The 13,710-nt window shown below is 46.8% G+C and carries 8 protein-coding genes; 6 read left to right on the forward strand and 2 right to left on the reverse strand.

Annotated features, from left to right (window positions below):
• Window positions 1-309: 309 nt before the first annotated feature.
• The 6 genes from xseA (at window position 310) to QQL36_RS02715 (ending at window position 8,068) form a co-directional block, all read left to right on the forward strand.
• A complete protein-coding gene (gene xseA, locus QQL36_RS02690; protein WP_321568810.1) occupies window positions 310-1,746 on the forward strand; it encodes an exodeoxyribonuclease VII large subunit in 1,437 nt (478 codons plus the stop codon).
• Window positions 1,724-1,927, forward strand: coding sequence for an exodeoxyribonuclease VII small subunit (gene xseB / locus QQL36_RS02695; RefSeq protein ID WP_083720193.1), 204 nt, complete (start codon window positions 1,724-1,726; stop codon window positions 1,925-1,927). The genes xseA and xseB overlap by 23 nt, the downstream gene beginning before the upstream one ends.
• Window positions 1,928-2,296: 369 nt before the next feature.
• Complete coding sequence (locus QQL36_RS02700; RefSeq protein ID WP_321568811.1) at window positions 2,297-3,553, forward strand: TolC family protein; 1,257 nt, start codon at window positions 2,297-2,299, stop codon at window positions 3,551-3,553.
• 2 nt (window positions 3,554-3,555) lie between these two features.
• A complete protein-coding gene (locus QQL36_RS02705; RefSeq protein ID WP_321568812.1) occupies window positions 3,556-4,578 on the forward strand; it encodes an efflux RND transporter periplasmic adaptor subunit in 1,023 nt (340 codons plus the stop codon).
• An 18-nt stretch (window positions 4,579-4,596) separates the two neighbouring features.
• On the forward strand, window positions 4,597-4,902 hold the full coding sequence (locus QQL36_RS02710; RefSeq protein WP_320578071.1) for a DUF190 domain-containing protein: 306 nt from the start codon (window positions 4,597-4,599) through the stop codon (window positions 4,900-4,902).
• Between the two features lie 16 nt (window positions 4,903-4,918).
• Complete coding sequence (locus QQL36_RS02715) at window positions 4,919-8,068, forward strand: efflux RND transporter permease subunit (protein ID WP_083720189.1); 3,150 nt, start codon at window positions 4,919-4,921, stop codon at window positions 8,066-8,068.
• A 246-nt stretch (window positions 8,069-8,314) separates the two neighbouring features.
• Here QQL36_RS02715 and QQL36_RS02720 read toward each other — a convergent pair whose 3' ends face one another.
• Both QQL36_RS02720 and QQL36_RS02725 read right to left on the reverse strand, forming a co-directional pair.
• Window positions 8,315-9,124, reverse strand: a complete 810-nt coding sequence (locus QQL36_RS02720; protein ID WP_321568813.1) for a hypothetical protein — start codon at window positions 9,122-9,124, stop codon at window positions 8,315-8,317.
• 47 nt (window positions 9,125-9,171) lie between these two features.
• A complete protein-coding gene (locus QQL36_RS02725) occupies window positions 9,172-13,674 on the reverse strand; it encodes a CheR family methyltransferase (protein WP_321568814.1) in 4,503 nt (1,500 codons plus the stop codon).
• Window positions 13,675-13,710: the final 36 nt, after the last annotated feature.

Genomic DNA, 13,710 nt, shown 5'->3' on the forward strand with positions numbered 1-13,710 from the left:
GCCAAAAAAATCGCTTTTGCCGAAGGTAAAAGCGATTTTTTTACCCCTCCCATACAACAAACTCCCCAAACAAAAAATAGCCACTCGCCTATACCTACCACCACAGCCGCGCCCGCCGCTCGTAAATAATATGTTAATGCTGAATACTTTAACTAGCCATTAACTGATTTAAGTAACCATCTTCCTAATATTGTCCTAACAATAAAAAGCCGCCTGAAGCTTTTTATGGATTTGTTTTCATAACGTGGAATTATTATAAACGACTGCCTTTCCAGGCAGTCGTTTTTGTTTACTACCTTTGTCCTCACTTTGAGTACGCAACAATACATAACGTTATCACAACTGGCCGCCCACATCCAGGGCACCATCAAAAACGCCTTCTCCCGTCAAAGTAGCTGGATCGTGGCCGACATCACCAGCCACTCCTTCTACCCTGCCAAAGGCTACCATTACTTTGACCTGGTCGAAAAAGATCCCCGTACCCACCAGCTCACCGCCAAAATCTCCGCTACTGCATGGGGAAACGGCAGCCTGCGGATCAGGGATTTCGAAGCTACCACCGGTCAGCGTTTTGGCAATGATATGCATGTACTGCTACAGGTACAGGTCGAATACCACGCCGTATACGGCCTCAAACTGTCCGTGCTGGATATAGACCCCAGCTTCACCATCGGACAACTGGAACAACAAAAACAAGCTACCCTACAGCGCCTCGTCACCGAGTGTGGAGATATTGTACAACAAGTACCCGAAGGCTACCTGACCCGCAATAAAAAACTCCCCCTCAGCGCTGTCATGCAAAAGATCGCCGTCATCTCCTCCCCTTCTTCTGCCGGCTACCAGGATTTCATGCACACCCTCCAGGCCAACGCCCACGGGTATATTTTCCATACGGATAATTATTTCACGACCGTTCAGGGCGAAGCCAATGCCGCACAGGTATGTGCACAACTCCAGGCAGTCGAAGATGCAGGAAAACACTACGATGCAGTAGTCATCATCAGAGGCGGCGGTGCACAAACAGATTTATTACTCTTCGATCAGTACCAGCTGGGTAAGGCAGTGGCAGGATTTCCTATCCCCGTCATCACCGGTATCGGCCACCATAAAAATGAAACCATCACGGATATGATGGCCCATACTGCCACCAAAACCCCTACCCGCGCGGCAGAACTGATCATCGCTCATAACAGGCAGTTTGAAGATGCCCTGATCAGTATCCAAAAACAACTGATCATCCGGCTCCAGCAATCCGTCGCTGGCAAACAACAACAATTGTCTGCCCTCAACAATGCAATTATCAACAGAAGCAGGGACGTAGTGATCCGGCAAAAAGAAAGCCTGATCAGGTATAACCAGTTAATACCACAGCAAGCCCGCCACCTGTTATTAAAACAACGAAACGGGATGATACAACTGTCAGCACAGGTATTATCAAAACCTAAACAATTAACGGCCTCAAGACTACAGGACCTGTCTTTCCTCCGGCAAAACGTACATAGCTTCAGCCGTAAATTGCTGCAACAGCAGCAGCAAAAGCTGCAACACCACGAAACGGTCGTACGCCTCATGAGCCCAACGACCTTATTACAAAAAGGGTTTGCACTGGTATACTACCAGGGCAAACTGATTACAAATGCCACCGCCTTGCAATCAGGAGAAGACATCACCGTACAAATGGTAGATGCCTCCGTACAGGCCACTATTCATACAATTAACTCAGATGGAAACGAATCTAACATATGAAGCGGCTTATAAAGAGCTGCAACAGATAGCCAGGGAAATAGAAACGGAATCCGTTTCTGTGGATGTGCTCGCAGCAAGAGTAAAGCGGGCTTCAGAACTGATCACTTTTTGCCAGACCAGGTTACGCGCCACCGAGGCAGAAGTTGAAAACATCATCCAGCAAATGACGATCTCCCAATAAATAAATTGTTTTCGGCAGCCAGTGAGTTCCTGCAGCCCATTTTTTTCGGCGGCCTTCAGCCGCCGAAAAAAATCCCCCGGATCTAAGAGATTTGCCGAAGGCAAATCTCTTAGATCCGGCAAATCTCATAGATCAGCCAATTTCCCCTCAAAAAAGGTAACCCTCCCCTATTCCATTTTTAAGCTCCTCCCCCTCCCCCCAACATTACCAATCCCACTCCCACCAAACATTTACCCTAAAAATTCTGTTATTCCCTTTTTAATAATTTCATTAAAAACGGGTTAAAATCAACCGCCCGTCTTTAAACCATTCCCCCCATTATTGAAATTTGCAATTATTGACTAATAAAATGCGGACAAACAGCATCACATGAAGAAGCTCTTCCTATTGGCTGTAGTAACCAGTGTACTCACATGTATACACTTAGTTGCTGTCGCCCAAACCAACTTCACCCTGGCAGCGGCTATCGATACCGCCAGAACTAACAGCCCGGTGCTTAAGGCCCAGTACATGAACATCGCCGCCGCACAAGCCGATGTCACTACCGCCAAACTCCGGCCTAATCCCAACCTGAATAACCAGACCTTACAACTGGCCAATTCTGCTCACTTCGCCCCCAATACCCGTTGGTCTTCCAACTCAAACCGACAGGTATGGTATCAGCTCACGAAACCTATTCAGTGGCCCAACCAGCGTAAGTACAAAATTGAAACAGCCTCAAAGGATGTTACAGTGGCGGACAATGAATACCAGGAAAACGTACGCAACCTCTCTCTCAACGTCGGTAACAGCTGGATCACCTGCTGGGTGCTCAAAAAGCGGCTCGCCCTCCTGCAGGACAGCAAAGGCAACCTCGATACCCTCGTTAAGATCAATGAACTGCGCTACAAAAACCAGGTGATCACTCAAACTGACCTCGCCCGTACAAAAGTGTTGCTGGATCAGTACAACCTACAACTCAGCGTATTCCAGCAGGATTACATGAATGAGTTACAAAACCTGCGCCTCCTCACCGGTATCCCTTCCAGTGTGGATATCGATACCCTGAGCGATGTACAGACACTTGCCCCCAGCGCTACACTGGACAGCCTCATTGCCCAGACTATGGACAACCGCTCAGACGTCGCCCTGGTCAAAAGTGCCATCGACGAGCGCAACAGCAATGTGAAATACCAGAAAACACTCGCTGTACCGCAACCTCAGTTAGGTATCATCTACAACCCGCAGAACTCTGTGCCTTACATCGGCTTCTATGCGGCCATCGATCTCCCCTTCTTTAACAGGAACCAGGGTGGGATCAAAAAAGCATACATTCAGGCACAACAGGCAAACCAGGAACTGAATACCACCCAGCGCACGATTCAGACAGAAGTAACCACCGCTTACAATACTTACCAGCTGCAAAAACAAAACCTGGCTAAGTTCAGCGGCATCCTCTCCCAGTCTCAACAGATCCTCGACAATGTAAAGTATGCTTACCTCCGCGGTGGCACCACCATCATTGACTTCCTGGATGCACAGCGTAACTGGTACGATACCCGGCTGCTGTACTACGATGGACTGCAATCTTACTATCAAAGCTATATTCAACTCTTATTCGCTACGGGCCTTATAAACCAATTATAATTATGCAACGCATTACCGGATATTTTTTAGTGGCCTCCCTCCTGCTGGCAGGATGTGGTCAGAAAGAACACAAAAAAGAAGTGACGGACGATCCCGGTCCTGCCATTACCAACAATGGACAGCAGATCACCTTCCCGGATACTGCTTCGGCCAACTTCTTCACCACCGAACCTGTAGGTGACTCTGCCCTGAGTGGTACCCTGCACGCTCCCGGCAAGGTGGCGGCAACTGTAATCCGCTCCCAGGAAGGTGCTCAAAACGTTGTGTTGTTCGACAATCCAGACCTGGAAAGTGATTATACTCAACTGGTACAACACAAGATCAATGTCAATCATATCGAAGAGATCAATATCAAGCAACGTAAAATAGAACTGGACCGTACACAGGACCTCTACGACCACGGTGCCGCCTCCGGCAAAGATCTGCTGGAAGCTAAATCCAGCCTGGCAATGGAACAAACCAACCTGGCAAACGAAAAAGCACAGCTGGTAGAACACGAATCAGGTCTGAAAGCAGGAGGCTTCGATCCTGAAATCCTCCGCACTACCGCTCCTGGCAATGCCTTCGTGATCTGCGACATCCCTGAAACACAATTGATCAACGTAACTAAAGGAACTGCCTGCACTGTTATACTATCCTCATTTCCCGATAAACCACTTGCCGGGAAAGTAGAGGCCATCGCCGATGTTGTCGACAACGTTACCCGCATGGTGAAACTGCGTATCCGGCTCTCAGCCCCGGATTCAGAGATCCGGGCGGGTATGTTTGCGATGGTAAACTTCACCGTTACTGGCGCTAACAAAACAGGTACAGGCACCATCAATGTAACAAGAGATGCCCTCATCACTGCCGAAGGTCAGAACTATGTGTTCGTAAAAACAACACCTACCACTTTCGTAAGAAAACAGGTGAGCACCGGTCTGCAGATAGGTGACCGCGTTTCAGTATATAATGGCCTTCAGAATGGCGAAAATGTGGTGATCAAAGGTGTGATGCAGCTGAAAGGTTTAAGTTTCGGATACTAATAAAAACCCTTAACCACAATGTTACAAGCACAGATCTATATAGATAAAGATGAAGTTCATGGCGCTCAGCCGCTGTACGAATACATCGTACAGTTTCTGCTCAAGCAAAAGGTAGCCGGCGCTACTGCTTTTCGTGGTGTGATCGGATTTGGGGAACATCATCAGATGAAACGCCCTGACAGCATCTTCAGCTTCGATGAACCGCCTATCATGATCACCTTCATCGATGAAGAAGAAAAAGTGCTGCACACCCTGAAAGAACTGCGCAAGCGGATCACCAGTGGGTTCATCATCACTACCAAAGTAGAACGATTCCAGATTTGACCGAAATAATCCGACAATGATTCGTAACCTTTTAATATTTTCTCTAAAAAACAGGTGGGTGGTCATCCTCATGGGACTTGGCCTGATGGGTATCGGCTACTGGTGTTTTACCCAGCTCAAGATTGAAGCCTACCCGGATATCGCTGATACCAACGTTATCATCGTGGCACAGTATCCTGGCCGCGCTGCTGAAGAGGTGGAGCAACAAGTAACCATCCCCATCGAAAGAGCGCTGCAAAATACGCCAAATGTACTTGACCGCCGTAGCCGCACTATCTTCGGCCTCAGCGTTGTTCAACTTACCTTCACCGATGGTACGGACGATTACTTCGCCCGCCAGCAGGTGAATGAAAGACTGGCTGCCGCCGAACTCCCGGATGGCGTAACCCCGGAACTGGCACCGCTTACTACTGCCGTTGGTGAAATCCTCCGTTATGTAGTCGAAGCACCACCCGGTTATACACCCACCGACATCCGTGACCTGCAGGATTGGGTCATCAAACCTTACCTGTTACAGGTACCCGGTATCGCGGATATCACCACTTTCGGTGGCCCGCTGAAACAGTTTCATATCTTAACCGCTCCTGATAAACTGCGTAAATACGATCTCACCTTACAGGATGTGATCGATGCCGTGCAAAAGAATAACCAGAATACAGGCGGTAACGTGATCAGCCGTGGTGAACAGGGATTTGCCGTACGTGGTCTGGGTGCTGTAAAAACAGAAGCCGACATTCGTAATATCGTACTCAAAGCAGCTAATGGTAACCCCGTATACCTGCGTGATGTAGCGACGGTTGAAGTAGCCCCACCACCACCAAGCGGTGTAATGGGCTATACTTTCAACGCTACGAAAACCAATGTGAGCAATGGTGTGGAAGGTATCATTCTGCTGCGCAGATATGAGAACCCCAGCGAAGTGTTGAAAATTCTGAAAGAAAGAATCAAGGACCTCGAAAGAGATGAACTACCCAAAGGCGTACACCTCCGTACCCTGTATGACCGTAGCTTCCTCATCGATCACTCGCTGGAAACCGTAGGTCATACCCTGTTAGAAGGGGTCTCTATCGTAGTGATCATCCTCATCTTCTTCCTGGGTAGTCTGAGAAGTGCACTGGTAGTAGCTCTCACCATCCCGTTCTCCCTCCTCTTCGCATTTATATTGATGCGGTTAACCGGTATTCCGGCGAACCTCTTATCACTCGGTGCGATCGACTTTGGTATCATCGTGGATGGGGCCTGCGTAATGGCAGAACACCTGATACGAACGTATCGAACGGCGCCACCGGAAGAAAAGAAACGGGGTATCATTGCATTGACCCTCCGCTCTTCTCAGGAAGTAGGCCGCGAGATCTTCTTCTCCGTAACCATCATCATCCTGGCTTATATGCCTATCCTGCTGATGACACGTGTAGAAGGTAAACTGTTCTCACCAATGGCGCTGACCCTGGCATTTGCAGTGATCGGCTCTATGCTGGCTGCACTCACGCTCATACCAGTACTGATCTCCTTCGCCTTTAAGAAAGCATTTAATAATACAGATAAGCCCATGAAGGAGCACAAAAATATTGTGCTGGACTTCCTGAGCAAACAGTATGGCAAACTATTAGGCAAGACCCTGAAACGTCCGAAAACAACGGTGTTGGCAGGTTTTGCTGTCGTAGTGATACTGGTATTATTCGGTGCGAACTTAGGTTCTGAATTCTTGCCGGAACTGGATGAAGGTTCTATCTTCCTCCGTGGTAACTTCCCCGCAGGTATTACCATCCAGGAAAATGCGAAGTACTCTCCAAAGATCAGGGAAGTGATCGCTAAATACCCACAGATCGCCTTCGTAATCACCCAGGCAGGCCGTAATGACGATGGTACGGATCCATTCCCAACCAACCGTAACGAAATCCTGGTAGGTCTGAAAGAATATAAACTGTGGAGCGATACCATTTCTAAAAAACAACTGGTTACTGATATCAGGCATGACCTGGAAAAAGCCATGCCTTCTGTGAAGTTCTCTTCCGGTCAGCCGATCATTGACCAGGTAATGGAAATTGTAACCGGTAGTGCGGCGGATCTCGCTATCTCTATCGTTGGTGACGACCTCACCATGATGCGTGCAAAGGCTGATACGATTGCTGATATCGTCAAACACATGCAGGGCTCTGAATCTGTGAACATTGAACAGGAAGGTCCGCAGGAGCAGATTGCGATCAATATAAACCGTGAAAACGCCGCCCGTTTCGGTATCAATGTAGCAGATATCCAGGGTATGATCGAAGCTGCGATTGGGGGTAGAACCATCTCTACATTGTACGATGGAACCAAACGTTATGACCTCGTCATCCGCTATACACCTGGTGAACGTAGTACGATCGAATCCCTGAAAAACTTACAGGTACCATCCGCTACCGGTGCATTGATTCCAATGAACCAACTGGCAGATATCAGCTATGTACAGGGTCAGACGAACATCTATCGTTACAATAGTAAACGTATGGTGACGGTGAGAACAAATATCCGTGGTCGTGACCAGGGAGGTTTTGTAAGTGAAGTCGGTCAGAAGATCGGTGCACAATTGCATATACCAAAAGGCTACTCCATTATCTATGGTGGTCAGTATGAAAACCTGGAACGTGCGGGTAAACAATTGTCCTTCACTATTCCACTCACCATCGTAATGGTGTTCTTAGTACTGTTTATCCTCTTCAGAAATATGCCGCAAACTGTTGTAACAGTAAGTTGTATCCTCTTCGCTCTGGCTGGCGGTATCGTTGCCTTGCTGATCCGTGGGTATCACTTTAACGTATCTGCAGGTGTGGGCTTCGTAAGTATCTTCGGTATCTCTGTTATGGCAGGCGTACTCCTTGTTTCGGCTATCAACCGACTCAGGGAGAAACCGGATCATACCCTGCAGGACAGCGTATTCCTGGGTGCGAAGGAGCAGTTGAGTGCACTGTTATCTATCCTGATCGTAGCGATTGCCGGTCTGATTCCGGCAGCTACCTCTTCAGGTATCGGTTCTGATGTGCAGCGTCCTTTGGCGACTGTGATCATCGGTGGTCTGACAAGTACTTTGATCTTTGCACCACTGTTAATACCACCACTGTATGCATGGGTGGAAAGAAACAGGAAAGCAAAGACAGTGAATAAGGATGATGAAGAAATAGAGTAAGTGTTAAAATGAGCAATACGGGGAACGGCCGCTTCGAAAGGAGCGGCTTTCCTTTTTAGCCCAACAAAACTTTCATGAAAGAAGGAATTCTCCAACGGGGAATGAAAACTATTTTCAGAAAAAAGCCCCTCGTATTAATACGAAGGGCTTTTCTAATTATATCCTTTAAAACTTCTTAGAACTCATTTTATAATTACCATTTAAGTATTGATTATCAATCACAAATTCCTATTTGTGAAATGAGTTCTAGTTCTTCTTCCAGAATAACCCTGAAGGCTCACTCTCCAGCTCACATTTCAAATTCGCTTTATCTCCTACCTTCTTCGTAATATCAACGCCTCCTTCTATTACATTCGCCACTGAAAAATTCTCATCTTCTACTTTAGTCACCACAATCTTACCCAGGGTCTTCTTCCGCTGCATCACCTTATCATTCACCGTAATCTCCGTCACCTCATACACCCTGAATTCATCATTCACCTTCAGACCCAGCAACGTACCTCCTGCTATCAACACCGAAGTCGCCGCACCCAGACTATTCTTATCCTCGATCTCCGCTATACTCACCGTCAGCTTAAAGTTCTCTTTCATAAACTTCTCTACCTGTGACTTCGCATCACTGATCGCTCCATCATATGCATTTTTCCCCTTACCACTCGCATTCACTGTCGTGGTAGCAATCACCTCACCACGCCCTGCATCTGTCACATTCAGTGTAAAGGAGATCTCCGCCACATTCGTATTGGTCGTACCTACAATCGGTACATTGGTCTGTCTCATCTCCATGGTCGCTTTCGCAATATTTCCGGAGATAATAAATTGAGCACCAGCCACCTTGGATTGTTCAAAAGAAGTATCAGTTTGACCAACCACTGCTAAACGCTTGTTTTTCAGGAACACATCTGCCACCGCATCCTGGATAGCGGTTACATTGTTCGTATTCTGAGAAGCGTTGGACTGAAAACGGAGGATACCCACCGTAGTTTTACTCTGAGCAAAAGCCGAAGCTCCAAAAATAAAGCTGGCAAATGTGAAAATTACACTCTTCTTTGTCATGGTTCAAAAATAAGGACTTCTATTAATATGTTGACATTAAAATAAGATCACCCTATCTCCTGATCCTGCTTTACAGGCAGGATAATAGTAAATGTCGCCCCCTCTTTTTCACGGCTGTGTGCCGTAATAATTCCGTGGTGTTTTTCAATGATCTTACGCGTAACCGCAAGTCCTATGCCAGTTCCCTCATATTTGTCCTTAGTATGTAAACGTTGGAAGAGTACAAAAATTTTATCCAGGTATTTCTCATCGAACCCGATCCCATTGTCTGAAATGGTCACACAGACATATTGGCCCTCCGGATCGGCAATACTGTCAAACCGTTTTTCAGCAATCCGGCTCGCCATAATACTGATCATTGGCTGTACATCCTTGCGGGAGAACTTAAAGGCATTGCTCAGCAGGTTCTGGAATACCTGCCGGATCTGGCTGGGTACCGCCTCGATCGTGGGCAGCTGCCCCACTGTCACGATAGCATTCTTTTCTTGTATCAATACCTCCAGGTCAGAGAGAATATCCCTGATTATTGTTTCCAAAGGCACCTTTTCGAAGAAATTCATCTGTGACAACCGGGAAAATCTTAACAAATCATTGATCAGATTTGTCATCCTGCTCGATGAATTGATGATCCTGTTCAGGTAATCTACCGCCTTTTCCTCCATCTGATCCTGGTACCGCTCCCTGAGCATATTTCCAAACATGTGGATCTTGCGCAAAGGTTCTTTCAGGTCATGCGATGCCACAAAGGCATATTGCTGCAACTCCGCATTGCTCGATTCCAGCTCATAATTCGCCTTTTGCAGGGCATTGGTACGTTCCTGTACCCGCTGTTCCATCAGCTCTGCCAGCATCTTCTGCTCGTGGATATCGGTATTCGTACCCACCCACAGGATCGATGCTCCATTCAGATCACGCTGTACCCGGGTACGTAACAGGAACCAGTGACATTGCCCGTCATTTCTACGGATCCGTAATTCCAGTGAAAAGTCCTGCTTATTTCGGAGGGCATTACTCCAGGTACGGGTCCATACCGGCACATCATCAGGGTGTAATATGCTTTCCCAACCGGCTTCACTGATTTTCTCAAGGGTCAGACCGGTATAGGAAGTAAACTGTTGATTCACAAAATTGATCTCGCCATTCGGCCATGCCGTCCAGAGGATCAATGGCATAGACTCTGCCAGGAAGCGTTTTTCCTCCATACTCATGACTGCCTGTTCCTCTGCTGCCCGCAAATTCGTTACGTCCAACATTGACCCCAGCATACGATAAGGAGTGGCATATTCATCCTGCAGCAGATAACCTCTGTCCAGGATATGTGCATAACTACCATCTGCCCTTAGCAAACGATACCCTTCTGACCACTGACTCTGTTTGGTATTCACCGCACGGCTAATGCTTTCCTGCACCCGCACCCTGTCATCAGGATGCACCTTCTCCATCCAGAAAGTTCGGCTGGAAGACTCTTTATCAGGACTATAACCGTAAATATTATAGAAGTTGTCACTCCACCACACTGTATTGTTGGTGAGGTTCCAGTCCCAGATAGAATCGTTGGTGGCTTTGGAAACCAGTCGGAAACGCTCTTCACTCTGTGTGAGCTCACGGGTACGTTCCAGCACTTTATCTTCCAGTGCAGCATTCAGATTACGGAGACTTTCACGCGCCTGTATCAGTTCATTGTAGTTACGGCGTAAACGTTCTTCCCCATCTTTCTTCTCTGTCACATCAGAGCAGGTGATCACAATGCCATCCGCTGTTTTTACGGCAGACATTTCATACCAGGCTTCCTCATTGTTATGGTTCACCAATACCTCTGTATGCAATACCGAACCATCCTGTACTACCTGCACATATTTCTCAAATAATCCCTGCTGCATCAGTTGCGGCATAGATTGTTTCATAGAAGGCGCATTAAGCGCAAGTACATCATGGCCCAGCAAATTCGCAGCTGCACTATTAGATGTCAGCAACCGGAAATCGGATACATTTCCATTATTACCCAGCACAACCTTAAAGGCCATGATCAGACTGGTACTGGCATTGAACACACCTTTCAACAGCATATCCAGCTCCTTGATGGCCGTGATATCCACAAAGGTGATCACTACGCCATCGGTCTGTTTATCCTGCCTGATATAAGGCATTATTTTCATCAGGTGCATATTGCCATTACTCAGCACCATTTCCTTCTCTAAAATATTTTTATTGCGTATGACCGCATTGATATCATCAAGTAAACTATCCTGCTGGATATTCGTAGAGATATGACTGATAGGCCGCCCAATATCAGCAGGGATCAGGTTGATCATCTTCACTGCCGCTGGATTGAACTTGCGGATCTGCATCCGGCCATCCACAAATACCTGACCAATGTCGGTACTGCGGAAGTAGTTGTCCATATCATCATTCAGCTCCATCAGCTCTTTGATTTTGAGCTGGTGCTCTGTATTCAAAGTATGCAACTCCTCATTGAGTGATTGCAACTCTTCATTGCTGGATTGTAATTCTTCATTGGCAGAGAGCAACTCTTCATTACTACTTTGCAGTTCTTCGTTGGAAGTCTCCAAACCTTCAATGGCCATCTGCAAATTCGTACGCGTCTCACCCAGCTCCGCTTCCAGCGACATGATGTGTTCATTCACACCTGCAGGGTAAGTCTGTTCCTCTTTCTGCTCTGACAACAATGCCGCTCTTTCCGGTTCTTCTCCAAATACAATGAGGGTATATTGTCCATTACCAGTATCAGGTTTAATCAACAGATTCACTAACCGGAGCCCCTCTTTTGTATTCAGTTTAATGCCTCTCAGCGTTGCTTTCTGCGTAGTTTTCCATGCCTGTCGCAATGCCATGTTCAATACCATGGACAAGTCATTGGGCACCATTTTCAGCAGATTCAGGTTCAGCTTTTTATCAGGCAGAGAAAGGAATTTTTTATAGTTACCAGTCGCTTCTCTGATCTCATAATTCTTGTCAATGTACACCGCTGCATAACCATATTCTTCCGATAGCACATTTCTGAAGTCATCTGCCAGATCCATCGCCAGTCGCTTCTCCTGTCCTAACAAACTTCCTGCATTCGGACGCATTTCTCTTGACTGACGAATGTATTCAAGTGGACTATACAGATTATCCGGTGGTGCAGAACGGGCTGCATCCGTCTTACGATAGAGCTTCCATTTTGCATTGATTTCTTCCAGTCCACTTCTGATCAATGCCGCAGATTCGCTGGTACCTAAAAATAAATAACCTCCTGTATTCAATGCAAAATGCAGTGACGCCAATACCTGTCTTTGCAGCACATTGTCCATATAAATGAGCATGTTCCTGCAACTCACCACATCATTCTTTATGAATGGTGGATCTTTCAGAATATTATGTCTGGCAAACACAATTTGTTTACGCAGTCGTGATACAATCTGGTAATGCTTTTCTTCCTTCAGAAAATATTTCTTCACCACCACCGGCTCCACGTCTTTCAGTACAGCAGCAGGATACACACCTTTGGCAGCATACTCTATGGCATTGCTGTCGATATCTGTTGCAAAGATCTTCACATCCAGCCACTTGCCTTTCTTTTGTAGCATCTGGTCTACCAGGATAGCCATTGAGTAAGCTTCCTCTCCCGTGCTACAGGCAGTGACCCATATTTTCAGAATAGCGCCTTCCTCTTTACTATCGATCAACTTGTCTAATACCTGATCTCTCAGTACTTCAAAAGCGGTCGTATCCCTGAAGAAACGGGTCACCCCGATCAGGAAATCTTTGGCTAATAACTTACTTTCTTCAGGATTCTGCCTGAGCAATGCCAGGTATTCTTCTAACGTCTTGTAGTTGAACTGCGCCATGCGTTTTGCAATACGGCGCGTAATAGTAGGAGACTTGTAATGATGGAAATCCTGACCACTGCTTTCCTGTACCAGTTTGAATACTTCCGGCAACAGGTGTTCTTCAATTTTACCATTGAAAACATGCAGCGGCAGGTCCTGTATATAATTGAAAATCTCGCCCGGCATAAATTCCGGTGCGAGTATATAATCTATATTGTCTGAGGCAATGGCGCTGCGTGGCATACCATCGAACTTGGCGGATTCAGGATCCTGTACCATCACCATTCCTCCTGCTTTCTTGATAGCTCCTGCACCACGTGTACCATCAGTACCCGTACCAGAGAGGATGATGCAAATGGCCTCACGGCCCTTATCTTTTGCCAGTGAAAACAAGAAGGTATCGATGGCTGTATTCGGCGCTTTCTCAACAGGTTTCTGCATCAGCCGCAGCCTGCCTTTTTCAATGATGATGTCTCTGTTGTTTGGAATCACATATACGCAATCGTTATCCACCGGCATATCTTCCTCTACCTCACGTACCTGCATGTGGGTATGCTTGGAGACCAGCTCCACCAACAGGCTCTTATAGTCCGATGACAGATGCTGTATAATCACGAATGATAGATTGCCGTACTCCGGCATGTTATCGAAAAATTCATGAATTGCTTCCAGTCCACCGGCAGATGCCCCTATGGCCACTATGTAATTCGCTTTCTTCATCTAAAGGTTTTATACCATAAACAAATGATGGGCCGG

The sequence above is a fragment of the Chitinophaga sp. LS1 genome (assembly GCF_034274695.1).
GTDB lineage: Bacteria > Bacteroidota > Bacteroidia > Chitinophagales > Chitinophagaceae > Chitinophaga.